At 50.4% G+C, this 19,961-nt stretch carries 23 protein-coding genes; 10 read left to right on the top strand and 13 right to left on the bottom strand.

Features of this window, described 5'->3' with window-relative positions:
• Positions 1-9 precede the first annotated feature (9 nt).
• Positions 10-867: a protease modulator HflC gene (gene hflC, locus FMR86_RS04080; RefSeq protein WP_163349812.1), complete on the top strand. Its 858-nt coding sequence runs from the start codon at positions 10-12 to the stop codon at positions 865-867.
• A gap of 173 nt (positions 868-1,040) precedes the next feature.
• A complete protein-coding gene (gene glf, locus FMR86_RS04075; protein WP_163349811.1) occupies positions 1,041-2,174 on the top strand; it encodes a UDP-galactopyranose mutase in 1,134 nt (377 codons plus the stop codon).
• 103 nt (positions 2,175-2,277) lie between these two features.
• Here glf and hemW read toward each other — a convergent pair whose 3' ends face one another.
• The 5 genes from hemW to FMR86_RS04050 form a co-directional block, all read right to left on the bottom strand.
• Positions 2,278-3,474 (bottom strand): radical SAM family heme chaperone HemW, encoded by a 1,197-nt coding sequence (hemW, locus tag FMR86_RS04070; RefSeq protein ID WP_203544776.1) that lies wholly within the window; start codon positions 3,472-3,474, stop codon positions 2,278-2,280.
• A gap of 123 nt (positions 3,475-3,597) precedes the next feature.
• On the bottom strand, positions 3,598-4,431 hold the full coding sequence (locus FMR86_RS04065; protein WP_163349810.1) for a universal stress protein: 834 nt from the start codon (positions 4,429-4,431) through the stop codon (positions 3,598-3,600).
• A 130-nt stretch (positions 4,432-4,561) separates the two neighbouring features.
• Positions 4,562-5,116, bottom strand: coding sequence for an epoxyqueuosine reductase QueH (locus FMR86_RS04060; RefSeq protein ID WP_163349809.1), 555 nt, complete (start codon positions 5,114-5,116; stop codon positions 4,562-4,564).
• Positions 5,117-5,356: 240 nt separating this feature from the next.
• Complete coding sequence (locus FMR86_RS04055) at positions 5,357-6,829, bottom strand: Rne/Rng family ribonuclease (RefSeq protein ID WP_163349808.1); 1,473 nt, start codon at positions 6,827-6,829, stop codon at positions 5,357-5,359.
• Positions 6,830-6,881: 52 nt separating this feature from the next.
• Positions 6,882-7,868 (bottom strand): radical SAM protein, encoded by a 987-nt coding sequence (locus tag FMR86_RS04050; protein ID WP_163349807.1) that lies wholly within the window; start codon positions 7,866-7,868, stop codon positions 6,882-6,884.
• A gap of 381 nt (positions 7,869-8,249) precedes the next feature.
• On the opposite strand from FMR86_RS04050, the gene FMR86_RS04045 reads away from it, so the two are divergent.
• Positions 8,250-9,164 (top strand): tRNA (adenine-N1)-methyltransferase, encoded by a 915-nt coding sequence (locus FMR86_RS04045; protein WP_163349806.1) that lies wholly within the window; start codon positions 8,250-8,252, stop codon positions 9,162-9,164.
• Between the two features lie 92 nt (positions 9,165-9,256).
• Here FMR86_RS04045 and FMR86_RS04040 read toward each other — a convergent pair whose 3' ends face one another.
• The 4 genes from FMR86_RS04040 to FMR86_RS04025 all read right to left on the bottom strand — a co-directional run bounded on the left by FMR86_RS04040 (position 9,257) and on the right by FMR86_RS04025 (position 11,100).
• The gene (locus FMR86_RS04040; protein WP_163349805.1) at positions 9,257-9,700 is read right to left on the bottom strand and encodes a hypothetical protein; all 444 of its coding nucleotides are present in this window, start codon (positions 9,698-9,700) and stop codon (positions 9,257-9,259) included.
• Positions 9,701-9,745: 45 nt separating this feature from the next.
• The gene (locus FMR86_RS04035) at positions 9,746-10,207 is read right to left on the bottom strand and encodes a Fic family protein (protein WP_239057133.1); all 462 of its coding nucleotides are present in this window, start codon (positions 10,205-10,207) and stop codon (positions 9,746-9,748) included.
• A gap of 103 nt (positions 10,208-10,310) precedes the next feature.
• On the bottom strand, positions 10,311-10,544 hold the full coding sequence (locus FMR86_RS04030) for an antitoxin VbhA family protein (protein WP_163349803.1): 234 nt from the start codon (positions 10,542-10,544) through the stop codon (positions 10,311-10,313).
• Between the two features lie 100 nt (positions 10,545-10,644).
• Entirely contained in the window at positions 10,645-11,100 is a 456-nt protein-coding gene (locus FMR86_RS04025; RefSeq protein WP_163349802.1) for a YccF domain-containing protein, read from the bottom strand.
• A 118-nt stretch (positions 11,101-11,218) separates the two neighbouring features.
• Here FMR86_RS04025 and FMR86_RS04020 point away from each other — a divergent pair, with 118 nt between their 5' ends.
• Positions 11,219-11,518, top strand: a complete 300-nt coding sequence (locus FMR86_RS04020; protein WP_163349801.1) for a hypothetical protein — start codon at positions 11,219-11,221, stop codon at positions 11,516-11,518.
• Positions 11,519-11,521: 3 nt separating this feature from the next.
• Here the strand turns inward: FMR86_RS04020 and FMR86_RS04015 are convergent, their stop codons facing one another.
• Positions 11,522-12,160 (bottom strand): TetR/AcrR family transcriptional regulator, encoded by a 639-nt coding sequence (locus FMR86_RS04015; RefSeq protein ID WP_163349800.1) that lies wholly within the window; start codon positions 12,158-12,160, stop codon positions 11,522-11,524.
• A 172-nt stretch (positions 12,161-12,332) separates the two neighbouring features.
• Between FMR86_RS04015 and buk the strand changes: the two genes are divergently transcribed.
• From buk to FMR86_RS20805, 6 genes are all read left to right on the top strand, one after another.
• A complete protein-coding gene (buk, locus tag FMR86_RS04010) occupies positions 12,333-13,421 on the top strand; it encodes a butyrate kinase (protein ID WP_163349799.1) in 1,089 nt (362 codons plus the stop codon).
• Positions 13,422-13,663: 242 nt separating this feature from the next.
• On the top strand, positions 13,664-14,500 hold the full coding sequence (nifU, locus tag FMR86_RS04005) for a Fe-S cluster assembly protein NifU (RefSeq protein WP_163349798.1): 837 nt from the start codon (positions 13,664-13,666) through the stop codon (positions 14,498-14,500).
• A 2-nt stretch (positions 14,501-14,502) separates the two neighbouring features.
• Positions 14,503-15,693: a cysteine desulfurase NifS gene (gene nifS, locus FMR86_RS04000; protein ID WP_163349797.1), complete on the top strand. Its 1,191-nt coding sequence runs from the start codon at positions 14,503-14,505 to the stop codon at positions 15,691-15,693.
• A gap of 98 nt (positions 15,694-15,791) precedes the next feature.
• The gene (cysK, locus tag FMR86_RS03995) at positions 15,792-16,715 is read left to right on the top strand and encodes a cysteine synthase A (protein WP_163349796.1); all 924 of its coding nucleotides are present in this window, start codon (positions 15,792-15,794) and stop codon (positions 16,713-16,715) included.
• A 9-nt stretch (positions 16,716-16,724) separates the two neighbouring features.
• Positions 16,725-17,609 (top strand): serine O-acetyltransferase EpsC, encoded by an 885-nt coding sequence (gene epsC / locus FMR86_RS03990; RefSeq protein WP_163349795.1) that lies wholly within the window; start codon positions 16,725-16,727, stop codon positions 17,607-17,609.
• A gap of 141 nt (positions 17,610-17,750) precedes the next feature.
• Positions 17,751-18,761: a pentapeptide repeat-containing protein gene (locus tag FMR86_RS20805; protein WP_163349794.1), complete on the top strand. Its 1,011-nt coding sequence runs from the start codon at positions 17,751-17,753 to the stop codon at positions 18,759-18,761.
• Between the two features lie 110 nt (positions 18,762-18,871).
• Here the strand turns inward: FMR86_RS20805 and FMR86_RS03980 are convergent, their stop codons facing one another.
• The 3 genes from FMR86_RS03980 to FMR86_RS03970 are packed head-to-tail and all read right to left on the bottom strand — an operon-like array spanning position 18,872 to position 19,826.
• Positions 18,872-19,117: a CopG family ribbon-helix-helix protein gene (locus FMR86_RS03980; RefSeq protein WP_163349793.1), complete on the bottom strand. Its 246-nt coding sequence runs from the start codon at positions 19,115-19,117 to the stop codon at positions 18,872-18,874.
• Between the two features lie 26 nt (positions 19,118-19,143).
• Positions 19,144-19,455, bottom strand: a complete 312-nt coding sequence (locus FMR86_RS03975) for a helix-turn-helix domain-containing protein (protein WP_163349792.1) — start codon at positions 19,453-19,455, stop codon at positions 19,144-19,146.
• 20 nt (positions 19,456-19,475) lie between these two features.
• The gene (locus tag FMR86_RS03970) at positions 19,476-19,826 is read right to left on the bottom strand and encodes a type II toxin-antitoxin system RelE/ParE family toxin (protein WP_163349791.1); all 351 of its coding nucleotides are present in this window, start codon (positions 19,824-19,826) and stop codon (positions 19,476-19,478) included.
• Positions 19,827-19,961: the final 135 nt, after the last annotated feature.

The raw sequence follows: 19,961 nt of genomic DNA, 5'->3' as shown, positions 1-19,961 counted from the left end.
GATAAGAATATGAGTTTACTCAAGAAAGGTTCCGCTCCCCTGGCACTGTTGATTATTGTTGCCGTACTGGGGATTGCACAGAGTGCATATATTGTAAAACAGACCGAGAAGGCCATTGTGCTTCAGCTCGGTAAACCCAAATCCGGGCCTATGGGACCGGGGCTGCATTTCAAGCTGCCCTTTGTCCAGAACGTGATCTACTTTGATTCACGCCTGCTGGAATACGATGCCCGCCCGGCTGAAATCCTGACCAAAGATAAAAAGAACATGGTTGTGGACAACTACTCCAAGTGGCGCATTGCCGACCCCTTGCTGTTTTACCGCACCGTTCGTTCCATCCCCCGTGCTCAGGCCCGGCTGGATGATATTATCTATGCGGAACTGCGCGTCGCCCTTGGTCGCTACACGCTGATCGAGATCATCTCCAGCGACCGTACTTCCATCATGGAAGAGGTGAGCCAGACTTCCAACACCCTGCTCAAACCTTACGGTATTGAAGTGCTTGATGTACGCATCAAACGTACCGACCTGCCGCCTGAAAACGCCCGTGCTATTTACGGACGTATGCGTGCGGAACGTGAACGTATGGCCAAGCAGTACCGCTCACAAGGTAGTGAAGCAGCGGCCCGCATCACTGCTCAGGCGGACAAGGAAAGAGCCATCACCCTCGCAGACGCCAACCTCAAGGCTGAAATCCTGCGCGGTGAAGGTGAAGGTAAAGCAACCAAAATCTATGCTGACAGCTTCGGCAAGGACCCGAGATTCTACGAATTCAAGAAGTCCCTCGAAGCATACGAAGCCGGACTCAAAGAGAACACCAGGCTGATCCTCTCTCAGGACAACCCGTTCTTAAAGTATATGAAATAGTTTATTTGCCTTCGGCGACCCTGCCGGGGGGCCTTAAACCCTTTTGCAAAAGGGTTTAAGAATCCCAAAACCTTTTGTTAAGCTTCGCTGATTAACTTCACAAGCTCGACATGGTATCAATAAGCCCGTAGTATCTTAACAGATATTACGGGCTTTATCTTTGGAGGCTTTTTATGGAAGGTTGCAGACATCTTGTTGTTGGTGCGGGGATCACTGGTTGTACCATTGCCAGACAAATTGCTGAAGAGTTGGGCGAGAAAGCCCTCGTTATCGACAGACGCGACCATATCGGCGGCAACTGCCACAGCCATATTAATGAAGATACAGGCGTGGAAGTCCACAGCTACGGCACCCATATTTTCCATACCAAAGAACGGCGTGTCTGGGATTTCCTGAACCAATTCACTGAATTCAACAGCTACCGCCATAAAGTTGTGACCACCTATGAAGGCCGGACCTTCCACATGCCGGTCAACCTGCAGACCATCAATTCATTTTTCGGAATCAGTCTGAAGCCGCACGAAGTTGAAGATTTCATCGCCAGCAAAAGTGCCGAAGAGGACATCACCGATCCACAGAACCTTGAAGAAAAAGCCATCAGTATCATTGGCCGCGAACTGTATGAAGCCTTCGTGAAGGGCTACACCCTCAAGCAATGGGAATGCGACCCCAAAGAACTGGACGCGTCCATCATCACCCGGCTGCCCTTCCGCCATACCTTTGAGTGCGACTACTTCACCGACCGCTACCAAGGCTTGCCGTGGGATGGATACACCAAGCTCTTCGAACGCATACTTGACCACGAACTGATTGAAACAAGACTGAATACTGATTTCTTTGAACTGAAAGATACGCTTCCGCAAGAGTGCGCAATCTACTACACCGGCCCCATCGACAAATATTTCGATTACTGCCACGGGGAACTCACATGGCGTTCCCTGCGCTTTGAATACCGGGTTGAGGATGTTCCCGACTATCAGGGAACATCGGTTATGAATTACGCTGACATCGATGTTCCCTACACCCGCATCCACGAATATCAGCACCTGCACCCGGAAAGAGAGAACACAAGCGGCAGAACCGTCACCTCACGCGAATTTTCCATGAAATGGAAACAGGGAGATGAGCCATACTACCCGGTCAACACGGACGAAGACCGCAAACGCCTAGAACGATACTTCGAAGAAGCTGCCAAGCAGGAAAACGTCCACTTTCTGGGCAGGCTGGGGCAATACAAATACTATGACATGGATAAAGCGGTGCTGGCGGCACTGGAGTTTTGTGACTCCAAGCTAAACAACAATTAGCCAAACAAAGCGGCGAAGCCCTAATAAAAGTTTTTGGGAGAGTCCAGAGAACCTTTTTTTCAAAAAAGGTTCTTTGGCCCCCGGAGGGCCGCCGGAGGCATCTTTAACCAAACGCCAAAGACTCCAAAATAGAATTGGAAACAAGCATGCCGTTCTTGGTCAGACGCAGGTATCCGGCACTCATGCGTACCAGCCCGTTCTGGTGCAGTGCGCTGATGATCGAACCTTTTTCCTTGGTCAGGTCGCGCCCGGTAAGTTCTTTGTAGTCGGAAAGCCTGAGGCCCTTTGTAGTCCGCAGACAAAGCATGATAAGTTCCTGCGCCTTGATTTCATCGGTAAGCTCTTCGAAATCCTCCCCGGCAAAACCTCCGCGCACTGCAGCGTCATATTCATCCATATAGCGCGGATTGGTGAATCTGCGGTTACCGATTGTGGATACTGCGGAAGGCCCGAGTCCGAGGTAGTCGAGACGGTCCCAATAACCCTGATTGTGGCGGGAAATGAAGCCCATGCGCGCAAAATTTGAAATTTCGTACTGGATATAACCCATGGCCTCCAGATACTCGGCACCGTAAATAAACATGCGGGCCTGCTCACCGTCAGGCGGCAATTCCATGTCTATCTCTTTAGCCTGTCTACCGAAGACCGTACCCGGCTCAATGGACAGTCCATAACAGGACATGTGTTCCGGCTTGAGCTGGACCACGGCCTTGAGTTCGTTGTTCCAGTCCTTGACCTTCTGGCGCGGCAATCCCCAGATCAGGTCAACGCTGATATTTCCGAACCCGGCCTTGCGGGCCATGTAGTAGGATTCGGCTGCCTGCCTTGCGGAATGCGGGCGGCCGAGGGTCTCAAGGTTGCGGTCGTCAAGGGACTGGAAACCGAGGCTGAGCCGATTGATGCCCATATCGTAGAGGGCCTTGAAATATGAAAGGTCGTTGGCGGAATCGGGATTGGCTTCAAGGGTTATTTCCATGCCCTTGGTGAAGCTGAAATGTTTGCGCAGTGCATCCATGATCAGCTGCAGCTGAAACGGCGGGATCAGGCTGGGGGTGCCGCCGCCGAAATAGACCGTGCCGATGCGCGGATTCTTGAGCCGCTTGCCCCAGAGTTCAATCTCGGTCAGCAGGGTTTTCATGTACCATGCGAAACTTACCTGCTCGAAAGGCTGGGAATGAAAAGCGCAATAGTTGCATTTGCGCTTGCAGAAAGGCACGTGAATATAAACCAGAAGATTTCTGGCCTCACTGCCGTCGCCGCGCAGCAGCGGAGCATTAAAAAAAGCCGGGGGCATTCCCATATGAAAACCTTTGAATGGGATGCGCTTCGCGCTTTTGACGATTTGATTTCGCCTCCGGCGGCCAAAGGGGATAACCCCCTTTGGAATCCCTATTAGTTGAAATAAATTTATTCTCGATAACTATTAGCGGCTGACCCAAAGAGCCGCCCCCTCAAGCTGATGCAGCAGCTTCACGCTCAGCGAACGGGGAAAAAGCTTCTCAATTGCACTCTTATCATGCTTGCCGCGTCCGGCAGCGACTACTGCGTAAGGCTTTTTAGCAACCTGCGCCAGAATTTCCTTAACCACATCATCACCGTCCACAACAAGCTCTTTGATACGTTCTGGAGCTATGCCGTTGCCTTCAAGATGATCGCGGGTAATTTCAAAAATATCCTCAACGGTCGCCGCGCCCTTTTCCTTTGAATCGTGCACATGAAACATGGTGATATCGTGGTTGGGATTATCCCCAAGCACGAATCCCACATGGTCCGCAATCCTCTGCGAAGGGGCGTCCTCGTCCACGCAAAGCAGGACATCCTTACGCGGCAACTCTTCAGGGCATTTGCAGAACCAGAGCGGAAAGTCAATCTCTTCCCAGATAACCTTGGAACCGACACTGTAATCGAAGAATTCTTCCAGCACGGATTGGGACTGGCGACCAAGTATGACTGCGTCATACATGCCTTTGTGTCCTTCCTGCACTATCTCGCGGGCGGTATTGCCACGGGAATAGATACTCTTGATATCAATCTTGCTTTCATCGCAGAAACTATGGTCAATGAACCATTTGCGGGTATCTTCAAGCAGCTGACGGCCCTTGGCAAGAGTTCCCTTGCTCCAGGAATTCTTCGGTGGCGCGACATTAAAAAGGGTAATACGCACATCACAGGGCGAATGAAAAAAATTCTTTATAAACCTGACCGCATATGAAGCCGTGCAATCCGCACGAACACAAACCAGAAGATGCTTTTCCATATTTACCTCCCCCTGTTGCTGTCAAAATATAGAAAAAAACAGACGCACTGCTTTTTAGATACATAAGCTACAGTCTAAGATAACTATTCAAAAGCATTAAAACAAGCGAAGATTTTTTCAGATTGCTGGCCTAGCTTTTGCCCGCAAGCTCCTTCTCATAACGCTCATTTTCGCTGAACAGGCAGCCGCAATATTGCTGGCGATAAATATCCATTTCTTTGGAACGTTCTATGCCTTCTTTCCAGCCTTCTCGGAAGTCGTAATAGTAGAACTCGCACTTGCTTTTTCCGGCCATATCTTTACCGAGTTCGGCGATACGTTCGTGCTGCTGGAATTTACTGTACAGCAAGGTGGTGGTATAAAAATCAAAATTACCGCGCTTGGCAAGGGAAAGAGTCCGTTCCAGACGGTCCGCATAGCAGTGGAAGCAGCGGTTCGCTTCGCGGAAAGCCGCATTGCGGAACCATTTTTTGGAGTCATATTCATCCAGCCTGCCGATGACCTTCACATCCATCTTATCGCAGACTTCAAGAAAGCCGTCCCGGCGGCGCAGATATTCCTGCAAAGGATGGATATTGGGATTGTAAAAAAAGGCAGAAACTTCAAAGCCCTGATCCCTCAACACGTCAATAGTGGTGATAGAACAGGGCCCGCAACAACAATGAAGCAACACTCTTTTAGACATCTTTCCCTCCGGGGGCCAAAGGAGAGGGGAAAACCCTTTTGCTAACGCCAAAAAGTGTTTTCCCCTCTCCTCTGGACTCCTCACCCCTTTCCCAAAACGCGTTAATTAATTTTAGCTAAGGGCTGAGAACAAAAACTATTTAAATCTTCTTCCGGCGAAGCCATACTAAAAGGTTTTGGGATTCTTAAACCCTTTTGCAAAAGGGTTTAAGGCCCCCGGCAGGGCCGTCGGAGACATTAATTACTCATTCCACTGAATCTCGATATTGACCTTGGTATCGAACATCTTTTCGTACTGGATGATAGCATCGCGTTTGTGGTTGAGCAGGTAGAGAGCCAGCTCTTCTTCGGCCTCGTAAACCAGCGGGGATTCACAGTTGGGCCTGCGCAGCATGCGGTAAATTTCTTTGATGGCCTGCATGGCCTGCCATTCCATGTTGCGACGGATACCGGTTCCGTCACAGCAGGGGCAGGCTTCTGTGGAGACTGCAATTGCGGACGATCCCAGACGCTGACGCACCAGCTCCATGAGTCCGAAACGGGAAATACGGCCGACATCAGTACGCGCACGGTCACCTTTCAGGGCGGCACGCATGGTCTTTTCAACTTCGCGGCAATGCTTGGGGTCCTTCATTTCAATGAAGTCGATAACCACCTGACCGCCGAGGTCGCGCAGCTTGAGCTGGCGGGCGATCATCTCGGCACTTTCCTTGTTGGTCTTGAGGGCCATTTCCTTGAAATTGCGCTCGCCGCCGATCTTGCCGGAGTTGATGTCGATTGCGGTCAGGGCCTCGGTCTGATCGAAAACAAGACGTCCGCCGGAAGGCAGATTCACCTCGCGGCCGTAAATCTGCTCGATCTGCTTAACCAGATTGAACCGCTCCCAGAGGGATTTGTCGGCATCGCTGTGCAGCTTGACCAGATTGGAACGGCGCGGAAAAGAGAGCGTGGCCAGCTTCTTGACCTGCTCAAAAGTTTCCTGATCATCCACCCAGATTTCAACTACATCGGAAGAAAGGTAGTCACGCACGGAACGGGCAGCCAGTCCCATTTCCTCGTAAACGAGGGACGGCGGCTTGGCATCCTGTCCTTTTTCGCGAATGTCGTTCCAGAGACGGGTCAGAAACTTGAAGTCGCGGCGCAGGGCGGATTTGCTCTGGCCCTTGCTGGCGGTACGCACGATAACGCCCACCCCGGCTCCAGGATTGACCTCATCAATGAGTTCCTTGAGCCTTTCGCGTTCTTTCTCGTCTTCAATCTTGCGGGAAATGCCGATCTGCTCACGACCGGGGGTGAGCACGAAATAACGGCCCGGAATGGAAAGATAGGAGGAAAGGAAAGCACCCTTCTTACCGGTGGGTTCCTTGACCACCTGAGTGAAGATTTCCTGCCCCGGTTTGAGTACCTTCTGGAGCAGGGGGTAGCGGTGTCCTTTCTTAAGTTTGTAGGTGCCCTGATAGTATTCAGGATGCACCTCATCAACCTGCAGAAAGCCGTTGCGTTCGGCCCCGTAGTTGATGAAAGCCGCCTGCAGCGCGGCATCGATGTTATGGATGTAACCTTTGTAGATGTTACCTTTGGTCTTGGCCTGATGAAGCATTTCTACGTAATACTCAATGACCTGACCTTCCTGAGTCAGCGCGACTTCCACCTGTTCGCCGGGAAGCACGCTGATGAACATTTTCTCTTTTTTCTTAATCTTTTTACCTGTCATGTTCTAATCCAAAGAAAAGTTTTTTAAATTTTCCCCGGATTCAGCAGCTAATTCATGATTCGTCGTCAAGCCTGCAATCGTAATAGATGTCATTTCCTGTCTGCCTGACGTGCAGTCTGCCGCTTTTTTCCAACTCTGCAAGCACCTCTTCCACCCTCTCCAGGGGAAGAACCAGTGCTCCGGAGAGCTGTTGCGCTGTTTGCGGTCTGCGCATGATAGAAGCCTGAATCCGGTCAATTGCGTGGGAACCATCGCCCTGCACATGGGCTGGAGTCTCCGCACCGCTCCTTTTCTTCGCTCCGGTATCCGGTCCGCAATCCCTGTCTTTACAGGGCGCGGCATCAAGAACCTTTTTCCAGCGGCCTAGGGTCTCGGTATCAACCGGACCGGCCTTCTCCAGAGTACCGGGACGCGAAAGTGTGACCACATCAATGCGGTCCGGGGCAAGTTCGGCACAGAAATCTTTCATAAGTGAAAGGTTCTCATCCGAATCGTTGTATCCCCCTGAAAGGAGCACTTCCAGAAAAATCTTACCATTGAACTCCTTGCGGAATTCGATCAGGGCTTTGGCAATCTCCGTGGGGTCAACCCCTTTACACGGTCTGTTTATGGCCCTGAATTCCGAAGCAACAAGGGAATCCATGGAAGGAAGCACCACGTCGGCTTCCTTAAGTTCCCTACGCACTTCGGGGTCCGTCATGGTGGTCGCGTTTGTCAGCACGGCCACATCCATAGACGGGAAAAGTTCTTTAATACCACGAATTATTTCGGGCATTTCCACATTGAGGGTCGGCTCTCCCAAACCACCCAGCGTAATCACTTCGGGCAATTCATGCCCTTCCTGCTTCCAGTTTTCCAATTCATTAAGAATATCAGCCGCAGGTACATATACAGCGCGTTCACCGGTGAGCCTGTCGGTCTTGCCCACTTCGCAATACACGCAATCCATGGAACAAACCCTGCTTCCAAGCAGGTCCAGCCCCAGTGAACGCCCTATCCTGCCGGAAAAAACCGGCCCGAAGACATATCTATAACCCATAACGGCCTCATCAAGAAGCAAAAAAAGTAATTAAATTTGATGCGCTTCGCGCTATTTATTGAAACGATTTCGCCTCCGGCGGCTTAAACCCTTTGAAAAGGGTTTAAGAATCCCAAACTTTTTCAGTAGGGCTTCGCCGTTGTCAATTCGACAAGTGTGCTAGCCTGATTCAAAACTGTAATTTTTGCGGGAGATGTGTAAAAATAGCTGCGCGAAGATAAATATCATTCAATGCGGTAGTTAAGCACTTATTCTTAAAAGTCAAAAAACTCAAGAGCTATATGTAATGTAAGGTCGCAAAGAAGGTGCCGCTCTTTATTTTATTGACTTTGTGCGTTTTCGTCCGTAATCGGGCCATAGATCAATTCAGGAGGAAGTCTCATGCTTGAAGCTGGACAACTAATTTTGCTCGTTAACCCCAAAGGCAAGCGCTACCTGCGCACCCTTAATGCCGGGGAAGAAATACATACACATGACGGCATGATGTATACCGATAACATCCTCGCCGCCGGGTACGGAAAGGTTGTGGAAACCCATCTGGGCCACAAATACCAGCTCCTCAAACCCACCATCTACGATATCATCAAGGGTCTCAAACGCCAGACCCAGATCATGTACCCCAAAGAGATCAGCTACCTGCTGCTCAAACTGGGTATCGGTCCCGGCAGCCGCGTGGTAGAATCCGGCTCCGGTTCCGGCGGACTGACCACCGCACTGGCCTTTTACGTAGGTGATACCGGCAAGGTCTACACCCACGAAAAACGCCCCGAATTTTACAAACTGGTCCACAAGAACTTAGAATGGGCCGGACTTGCACACCGCGTTGAGCAGTTCAACCTCGATATCGAGGACGGCTTTCTGGCCTCCGATTGCGATGCCCTTTTCCTCGACGTACCCAACCCGTGGGATTTTCTGCACCACATCCCCAAAGCGGTTATCCCCGGCGCAATGTGCGGTTTCCTGCTGCCGACCACCAATCAGGTCAGCGACCTCTTGAAGGCCATGGAAAGCGCGCCCTTCGAAGAACAGGAAGTCTGCGAAATCTTAGTTCGCCGCTACAAGCCCATCGCTGAACGCCTGCGCCCCGAAGACCGCATGGTAGCCCACACCGGCTACCTCGTCTTCGCCCGCAACATGGCCGGATGCGAAATGAGCATCGAGCCGCCCAAGAAAAAGCGTGAGAATCGCGGCAAGCCCGCAGCTGACAAGTATAAAGTTGATAGAAAAGATATGCTTCATGCCAAGAAGGATGTTGCTGAGGGTGCTGAAGCAGCTGAAGAGAAGAAGGCTGAATAGGCTTGTGGATTGTTGAAGATGTTAATGATGAAAGCCGGGTCTCTGTGAGGAGGCCCGGCTTTTTTAAATGTATTCAAATTTCGATTACAAAATCAGCCACCTCTTATAACCCTAGTCTGGGGAACATACTCAGGTCGGCGATACGTCTGATCACATCTTTTACATTCAAACCTGCTAGCTGTTTCTTGTACGGGAATTAATTTACCTTCTGCATGGCACTTAGTACAATACCGAACAGTCTTTCCATCCTTTTCTGCTTCATAAAGCCCGTAGTTTTCATTAAATTTTAATTCTGCATTTTGCTTTAACAGCTGTTTTAAATCACTTATTTCTTCATCTTTATCGTTAAGTTCAATTTTAACTTTCGATAGTTGTATTTTGGCATCAGCCAATTTTTCCACCAATTCTGCTAGCTGCAATTTTAAATCAGCTTGCTTGATTGCATCGCTTACTTCACTCAACTTGGTGGCAATATCAATCGCACTTTTAATTCCACCGAGCGCACTTGCAATTGCTTTTGTTGTTATCGATTCCATGCCTGACTCCAAAATTAAGATTTATAATCCTAGCCCGAAAATTATCTAATCCTCATAAACAATCAAAGCCCCGGCAATCACATCACACATAGCTTGCTCACTCCCGCTCACACCTTCAATACAGGCTTCCAACCACCCTGCCTGCAACTTTTCAACATCTATCCCATACCCGGCATTCTCAGCCAGCAAAAATAAGAATCCACGCAAAGCCCTACCGTTTCCCTCACGAAATGGATGAGCAAGATTCAACTCAATCATGTAACAAGCTGCCCGATCCACAAAGTCTGCAGGTTCATGATCTATAAGATGATTCTCTTTTTTCAATTCATCCAAGATATCAGTGATTGTACTTTCAATATGACGAGGATTTGCAAAAAGAGTTGCCCCTTTACTTATGGATACATTTCTCTCCTGTCCTGCCCAGTCATAAACGTCTTGAAATAAATGCTGATGGATTGCTTTAAGATGCTTGTAGTCAAATTGTCCTTGCGGCAGATCCTGCATCATGCGGCTGGCAACAGAAAGGCGCTCGAATTGATCAAGCGCCTCTTGGTTTCTATGGTCGCCCTTATTTATCAGAACGGAAGAATTATCATATGTGTATGCGTCTCTATGCGCGTATCGCGTTGGCATTCGGAAACCGTTCTTTCAAAAGATTAGTCCGTTCTTCAAAGGAACATTCTTTTTGAATGCACTCTTCAAAAACGCTAATTTCCTCAGCAGTCAAATGCAGCCCTTCAATAGCTAAGGAGGCTTTCGCATTCTCAAAACGACGTCGCAAAATGTCCTTTTTATCCTTGGGACGTTTTGATGTGGCGAAAGTATATTTTGATGTTTTAGTCATTGGAAAATAATAATACCTGCAAATCAAAAAGGCAACAGCAATAAAGCCCCGCACTCAACCGAGCACGGGGCTTTCCAAATATCCAACAAAACTCCAACAACTAGCGGATATGCTTGTTAATAGCATCCTCATCCTTGCGCCGTTGCACTTCCTGCGCAACAACAGCGGGTACGCAGACCATGTCCACGGGGTTGAAGATGGTCCGCAGGGACTTGGCTAAAACGAGGGCCACCGGGATACCTACAATTGATATGGCCAGCCCCACTATCTGGGTGATGGTGATCAGCGAAAAGATGATCCCGAAAGGAATCCAGAGGATCATGATGATTGTGGAATAGGCTTCCCACGCGGGATTACTCTCCACATTGAGGTCATCCTTGGAGACCATGGACCAGCTGAAAGGCGCGAACAGGAACTTGCTGTACTGAATGAGGCCCAAGCCCAGCGGTGATGCCACTACAGTCAGTACCAGCAATGAGCCGAGCAGGAAGAACATGATCGCGTTTATGAATCCGAAGAAAGGAAAATACCAGAGGATGTTACCGAGAGTTCTCATTTATATCTCCAAAGTTTAAAGGGCTGACTCATATTACCAAAAGCAGCCCGCATTACATAGTTGCCAAGTTTTCCGGTCTTGGGCTAAAAGTCAATCATATCATCAAAAGGAGCCTGCCATGGATCAATCCACAGTGAACATCATCCTTACCGCAATCATCATTCTCGGTGCCACAATCCTTCCTTTCATACTGGGAACAAAATTACGCCGCAGCAAGCCGAATGTGCTCTGGATCGGGCTTTTGCTCTGCTTTATTTTCGGGCCTGCGGGACAGGTTTATGTTGCGGGCTGGATTCCGTGGTTCCTGATTGTGCTCGGAGTTTGTGTTGGAGCGCAACAGCTTCTCTCGCCGCAAATGGCTATGGTTGCCATGGTTGTGGTCTCTCCGCTGGTCATGTTTTTCAGGATAAAACGTTAACCCTTACTCCTGCGGATCTCTACAGGGACAAAGCAACCCGCGCAACATATCCCCCATGGCCTTTTCCATACGGTCCCAGCCGACCTCGTCCTGCAGGCTGACTCCACCGAAATGCTTGGTATTCAGCGAGCGAATGGACAAGTAGGATATGGCCCCGCCGAGGATTGCCACCGCTGCGGCGAGGTCCACATCATCGGGCACATCCGGGGTCATGTGTTCAAAAAATTCCAGTGCCGTACGCACCCGCACATCTTCCAGCAGATCCGAAAGCGGGGTCCGCTCCAACATTTCCCAGGCCAGCAGCCGCAAGGTATCCGGCCTTGTATCAAGGGTTCTGCGCAGGGCGGTGAAAAATGCGGCAACCTGCTTTTCCGGTTCGATTTCCGGAAATTCCGTGGGGGCATTGGCCAGCAGTTCTTCTGTTGTGGGCCAGTAGATTCCCGATACCGCCAGCTCACTCATCAGATTTTCCAGTCCATTGAAGTAGCTGTAAAGCGTCTTGCGGCTCACTCCTGCCTTGAGCGTTATTTCGTCCACATCAAGATTGTTGAATCCTTTTTTTGCGGCGCACTTGTAGGCGGCATGCAGTATCTTTCTGCGTGTGGCGGTCAGGGTGTTGATGGGTACTACTTTTAAAGTCATGTCTGCGGCCTTTTGTAGAAAGGTTTATTTATCATTATATCACATTTTAGAAATTAACTCCGTCTTGATTTTAGTCAAGGAGTCCGGGAAAGTAGAGTGTTACTTTTGTTTTTGCACGTTTTAGCACATAATGCGGAAACTCAAATTTGCAGCAAACTTACGGAGAATATGAATGGGTTCGAGAATTCTTGTGATCAATCCCGGATCAACATCAACCAAAGTGGCCATCTTTAACGATGAAAAAGTATGCTTCGACGCTGAAGTAAGCCATCCCCGTGAAAGCATAGATAGATTTTCCACTGTACTGGAACAGAAAGAGTTTCGCAGTGCTGCTGTTATGGAGCTTATTAAAGATGAGCTTGCAAATGGAACACCGGATATGGTGGTCGGGCGCGGCGGTTTACTTAAGCCCATTCCCGGCGGACCCTATTCCATAAACGATGATATGCTCTCTGACCTGGTCAATGCCCGCTACGGCACCCACCCCTGCAATCTGGGCGCAATGATCGGGCGTGAACTGTCTGAGAAATGGGGTGTGCCCTCCATGATTATGGACCCGGTGGTAACCGATGAGATGGAACCGCTGACCAAGATCACCGGGCTGCCGGAAATCAAGCGACGCAGCGTCTTCCATGCCCTGAGCCAGCGCGGGGCAGCCCGCAGTGTAGCCGCAAAAATGGGGCTGGATTACGAAAAATCAAAATTCATAGTCGCCCACATGGGCGGAGGCTGTTCCATCGGCGCACACCGCCAAGGACGCATTGTGGATGTGGTCAACGGACTGGACGGCGAAGGGCCGTTCACCCCGGAACGGTCCGGTGCGCTTCCGGTGCTTCCGGTTATCGAGCTGTTGGAGTCCGGAAAATATTCTTTTGCGGAGTTGAAGAAGGTCGTAACCTCCGGTTGCGGTCTGCTCGGACTCACCGGGACCAATGACCTGCGCCAGATCGAGCCGCGTATGGACGATGGTGACGAGAATGCAAAGCTGGTCTTCGAAGCTTTGATCTACAACATCGCCAAGCACATCTGTTCCTATATCCCGGCCCTTATGCGCGGGGATGCGGCCAAGAAACCCGTGGATGCGGTCATCCTCACCGGGGGACTGGCCCGCAGCAAACGGCTGATTGCCGAGCTGGAAGATCTGGTTTCCTTCATCGCGCCTGTGCAGGTCGTCACCGGGCTGGAAGAAATGGAAGTAATGGGTCGCGGCGGGCTTGCTGTTTTGCGTGGGGAAATGGAGCCTCAGGAATATAAGAGTTGATTATAAATATGGGGGAATTCCGGTTCCCCCTCTTGTCATTTAAGGATCACAACCTAATATGTAGAGTGAAGGCATAAAAAACTTGCTAAGCATGGGGCTTGAGCGTAAAATAAATCATACCAAAATGGTATAGAATTTAAGTAAAAGATAAAAAGCAGGCCGTTTTTCTTTCGGAATTATCGGGAAGGGGGTATGCTTGAGATATTTCTTATAAACCAGATTCACATAAGCGGAGAGACACTATGTGGGAATATACTAATAAGGTTCAGGAACACTTTCTTAATCCCCGGAATGTGGGGGTAATCGAAGATGCGGACGCCATCGGCGAGGTCGGCTCACTCTCCTGTGGAGACGCCCTGCGCTTGTTTCTCAAGATTGATGACGAGCGCATTGTGGATGCCAGGTTCCAGACTTTCGGCTGCGCCAGCGCAATTGCTTCCAGCTCTGTACTTACTGAAATGATCAAGGGCATGACTATTGACGAGGCATCCAAAGTGACCAATAGGGAAATTGCCGAGCAGCTCGGCGGATTGCCCAAGGAAAAGATGCACTGTTCGGTCATGGGTCAGGAAGCCCTTGAGGACGCCATCCGCAAGTATCGTGGTCTTGAGGCTGCCCCCGCTCCCGAAGGCGAGATAGTCTGTAAGTGTTTCGGCGTCACCGACCTGCAGATCATCCGTGCGGTTAAGGAAAACAAGCTGACCACCCTTGAGGAAGTGACCAACTTCACCAAGGCCGGGGGCGGCTGTGAGGACTGTCACGGACGCATCGGGGAGATCATCGAGGAAGTGTTGACCGGAGAAGCTGCCAAGCCCGCTCCGCAGCCGGAAAAGCCCGACAAGATGACCAATATCAAGCGTTTTCAGCTGGTCACCAAGGTCATTGACGAAGAAATCCGCCCGGCCCTGAACAAGGACGGCGGCGACATAGAACTGGTTGATATTGACGGACACGAAGTAATTGTTTCCCTGCGCGGAGCCTGTGTGGGCTGCCCTTCCAGCGGACACACCCTCAAGGATTTTGTGGAACGCCGCCTCAAGGAAACCGTGGAACCTGAAATCACCGTGCGGGAGGGCTAATCATGTCAACATATCTCGACAACAATGCCACCACCATGGTCGCACCGGAAGTGCGTGAGGCAATCCTGCCCCTGCTCGATGCTGAATTCGGCAACCCCTCCTCCATGCATCGCCTCGGCGGACAATCCGGCATGCTCATGGAACAGGCCCGCCAGAAAATCGCTGCCGGATTGAACTGTGATCCTTCTGAAATCATTTTTAATTCCTGCGGGACCGAGGGCGATAACACCGCTATCTTCTCCGCCCTTGAAGCCCAGCCGGAAAAGAGACACCTGATCACCACCCGCGTGGAACACCCGGCGGTGCTCAATGTTGCCAAGCATTACGAGCGCAAGGGTTACGATGTGACCTACCTTGGCGTAGATTCCAAGGGGCTTTTCGATATGGAGCAGTACCGTCTGGCTTTCCGCCCGGACACCGCCCTTGTTTCCATCATGTACGCCAACAACGAATCCGGGGTTATCTCCCCCATTCAGGAAATGGCTGAGATCGCCAAGAAGCACGGTGTGCTTTTTCATACCGATGCCGTGCAGGCTGTGGGCAAGATCGCCATCGACCTGCAGACCCTGCCCGTGGATTATCTGGTTCTTTCCGGCCACAAAATCCACGCCCCCAAGGGCATCGGGGCCATGTTTGTGCGCAAAAACGCGCCCTTCCGGCCCTTCATGCTCGGCGGACATCAGGAACACGGACGCCGCGGCGGCACCGAGAACCTGCCCGGCATCGTCGGCCTCGGAGTAGCCATGGACTTGGCTGTGAAGCATCTTGATGATGAAAACACCCGCGTGCGGGCCATGCGTGACCGCCTTGAAAAGGGGCTCATGGCCGCCATTCCCGATGCTGTCATCAACGGTGATCCTGAAATGAGGCTGCCCAACACCCTGTCCATCGCCTTCAAGTACATCGAAGGCGAAGCCATGCTGCTCATGCTCGACCAGTTCGGCATTGCCGCCAGCTCCGGTTCGGCCTGTACTTCCGGTTCGTTGGAGCCGTCCCACGTGCTCCGGGCCATGGGAGTACCTTTCACCTTCGCTCACGGATCGCTGCGCTTCTCCCTGTCCATCTACAACACGGATGAGGATATCGATCTGGTGCTCCGGGAACTGCCGCCCATCATCAGTAGACTGCGTGAGATGTCTCCATTCCGTAGAGGCGATGAAGGTCTGGACTGGGTGGACGATCACGATCATTAAAACCCAATGGGTGAAATTTTATTTATGATAAAATTTCACCCATATTTTTGCTTTTTACATCGAATTAAGGCAGGAATTTATAAAAAAGTGGGTTTAACATGAATATACATGAAAATATGATCTCACTGGTAGGGGGAACCCCTCTAGTCAGACTTAATAAAGTTACTGATGGATGCGTTGCTAACGTCATCGCCAAGCTGGAATTTTACAATCCCTGCTCATCCGTAAAAGACCGTATCGGTGCTTCCATGATTGAGGAAGCGGAAAAGCGCGGTGATTTGAAACCGGGCGCGACGGTTGTGGAACCCACCAGCGGTAATACCGGAATCGGGCTGGCCTTTGTCTGCGCGGTGAAGGGCTACAAGCTGGTGCTGACCATGCCCGAATCAATGAGTCAGGAACGCAAAGACCTGCTTAAGGGCTTCGGTGCCGAGCTGGTGCTGACTCCGGCTGCGCAGGGCATGACCGGGGCGGTGAACAAGGCCAAGGAAATTGCGGACGCCGACCCGGATGCATTCATGCCCATGCAGTTCGGCAATACAGATAATCCGCTGGCCCACCGTAATAAAACCGTCAACGAAATCTGGGATGATACTGACGGGAAGATTGATATTTTCGTAGCCGGAGTGGGTACCGGGGGTACCATCACCGGAGTCGGTGAAGAGCTGAAGAAACGCAAGCCCTCCATTAAAATTGTTGCGGTTGAGCCGGAAAAGTCCCCGGTCATTTCCGGCGGCAAGGCCGGACCGCACGGCATTCAGGGCATCGGAGCCGGATTTGTGCCGGATGTGCTGCAGACTGAAGTCATCGACGAGATCATCAAGGTTGCGGACGAAGACGGTGTAGCCATGGCCCGCAGACTCATGCAGGAAGAAGGAATTTTATGCGGTATCTCTGCCGGGGCAGCAGCCCATGCGGCAGTGGAGATCGCAAAACGTGAGGAAAACAAAGATAAACTTGTGGTGTTTGTGGTTCCCGATACAGGCGAACGTTACCTAAGCACCGCGCTGTTTAAGGATTAAGGTTTAAAAATGGTTAGTAAAATCGGCGGCTCTGTGCTGACGAAGGTTGTGGACGCTCTTTGTGAGGAAGAGTCATATCAGACTGTATATCACATGCCTGAACATGACCGTCCCATGCCTTCTGTGGATGCATTGGGCGAATTTGTGGAAAGGCTGCGGGCGGTGATTTTCCCCGGTTATTTCGGGGATTCCGAAATCCGGCCCGAAACCATGCGCTACCATATCGGGGGAAACCTTGATGTGGCCTACCGGATTCTGGAAGAACAGATTCTGCGCGGACACTGTTTTTTCTGCACTGCCGATGAAATGAACTGTATGAACTGTGAGGCCGATGCGCAGCGCATTGCCTCGCAGTTTATGGAAAAGCTGCCCGAAATCCGCCGTCTGCTGGCGACTGACGTACAGGCCGCCTATGTCGGCGACCCCGCGTCCAAAAGTCCGGGCGAGACCATTTTCTGCTACCCCAGCATCATCGCCATGACCCATCACCGTATCGCCCATGAGCTTTACAAACTGAACGTGGACCTCATTCCGCGTATCATCGGTGAAATGGCCCATTCCAAAACCGGGATCGATATCCACCCCGGCGCGCAGGTGGGTGAACATTTCTTCATCGACCACGGCACAGGTACGGTCATCGGCGAAACCTGCATCATCGGCCGCAATGTGCGCCTCTATCAGGGCGTGACCTTAGGCGCGAAGAGCTTCCCGTCCGATGATTCCGGACAGCTGATCAAAGGCATCCCCCGCCATCCCATTGTGGAAGACGACGTCATCGTCTACTCCGGGGCCACCATCCTCGGACGGGTGACCATCGGCGAAGGTTCAGTCATCGGCGGTAACGTCTGGGTGACCAAGTCTGTTGAGGCTGGTGCCAGGTTGCTGCAACGGTAAGTTTTTGAATATATAGGTATAAGGGGGAGGATCGATTGTTCGGTTCTCCCTTTTTTGTTTTGGACTTGGCTGCATTCTGCTATATAAACAGTATAGTTTTGAATTGATTACCCTGTCTCCGTTCAAGCTGGAGGTCTTATTGTGGCAAATCCTGAGCATCTCAAAATTTTAGAGCAAGGTGTTGAAGTCTGGAACCGTTGGCGGGCCGAAAACCCGGACATAAAACCGGACCTTCAAAATGAAAAATTCAAGTTCAGGTTTGATCAAAAGCAGACTCCGCAGGGTGGAGGATTTGTGCAGGGTCAAATTGTGGGGGCGCAATTTAAAAATATTAATTTTACAAAGACCAACCTTAAAGGAGCGCAGCTAATCGGGGCAGATCTAAGAGGAGCACACTTGCAGGGAGCGAATCTTGAAAGGGCCAAACTCAGCAGGACCCGGCTTCAGGGAGCGGATTTCGGCGGAGCCAGATTCAACAAAGCCATACTCGCGGATGCGGATTTTGAAGGCGCGAGGCTTTATAATGTAAAATTTACCAATACTGTCCTCTGGTCGGCAAACTTGAAAAACACGGACTGTATCGGTGCTGATTTCAGAGGAGCAGACCTTGCTAACACGGACCTTTCAGGGGCAAAAGTAGCGAAAGTTAAATATGACAACACGATGCGCTGTCTTGCGACCAATGTTCAAAACTGTATCGGAAGCCAGCATTTTGTACGTCACGTTAAGGATCTGGAATACATTCAGGAAACAAAATCCAAGAATATCTGGAAATATAGATTCTGGAAATGGACCTCGGATTGTGGGAGATCCATCTGGCGCTGGGCTGCTCTGGCTATGGGGCTGGCTGCGTTTTTCGGTGCTGTATATGCCAATTATGAAGTCTGGCCCTTTGTGCCTGACTGGTTCGGCCTGCATGACCTGCTGATAAAAATCAACCCCGAAATTGAGTTCAATGAGGCAATGCAGGTCAATATTTTTACCCCGTATTATTTCAGCACAGTTACTTTCACCACTCTCGGCTTCGGGGATGTTACACCGCTAAACCTTGCCGGGCAGATATGGCTCTGCCTTGAGGTTATTGTGGGCTACTTCATGCTTGGCGGGCTCATAACCCTGTTTGCCACCAAGATGGTCCGCCAGAGTGGGTAGCAGTTACTCTAAAAATGGATTGCGGATTCAATTATGATCAAACAGCATCCCAATCTTTGGGCAGTTTCCGTCTGGTGTGGAAAACCCGCAAAATTTCGACTACGTCGTTTTTAACGCGCATTTCTCATCCACTTCTTATCCATAGCTTCAAGCTCTGCTTCGGTAGCGAAATCCCCTGCGTCAGCTTCTTTCAAAGCTTTTTCAATTTCAGCTATCTGCCATGCTTCCCGTGCAACGAACTCCTCCATGGCCTGATTAACCAGATGCGATCTGCTTCTTTGGGTGGCAGTCGCCAATTTATCTAATTTTACAACTAATTCCGGGTTAGTACGAATTGATATTTGTTTTGTCGGCATGTGTATCCCAATAAAGAATGTGTTCACTAACGACAGGAACATATCTGCACATGACCTGCGGAAACAGAAGGCTCAATGGTAATCTTGACCATATACCCGAGCCTTATCAGCCATGTGAAGAGCCTGTCTGTTGTTGCCAGACTGATATTGCCACCAAGGATTTTTGATAATGTAGGCTGGTCTGTGCCGCATATTTCAGCCGCTTTGGTCTGGGTAAGGCCGCGCACTTTTATGGCTTGTTGTATTTCCATAACTATATTGGCCTTGTAGGCCAGCTCGTCCGGTTTATCCAGCGCGAGGTCTTCAAAAACATTTCCTGAACCTGCTTCAATAGCCATGGTGATACCTCCTTTAAAACTTAATCTTTATCCGCTTCCAGAGCCTCTTTATATCTGGCCTGAATTTTATCAATATCCGGCTTGGGTGTGGCTTTCCCGCTTTTGGATTTTTTCTGAAATGAATGTAAAACGTAAATTCCTTTTTGCAACTTCGCCACGTACATGGTCCTGAATGTGTCGGAGTCATGGTTAACGACAATTTCCATCACCCCGGCCCCGCCCTGTTTGAAAGGTTTTGAATTGTCCGGTTGCCTGCCGTTTTGCACCACATGCAAGGCATACCCGACACACTGCCGCACCTCATGGGGCTGACTCAAAAGGTCTTTTCTGCTGCTACCTACCCAGAACAACTGACGTTGATTAGAACTCATGGATTTATATTATGGCAAATTTGCCATAGGGTCAATGCATGAAAAGCCGTCCCGTAGGATACGGAACGGCCCTTGTTGCTAAAAAATCTGATCAGACATTCAAAAAGGATACCCCCGAAATCGGGAATATCCTTT

This window comes from Desulfovibrio sp. JC010 (genome assembly GCF_010470675.1).
Lineage (GTDB): Bacteria > Desulfobacterota > Desulfovibrionia > Desulfovibrionales > Desulfovibrionaceae > Maridesulfovibrio.
This window is presented reverse-complemented; position numbering and strand designations above follow the sequence as displayed.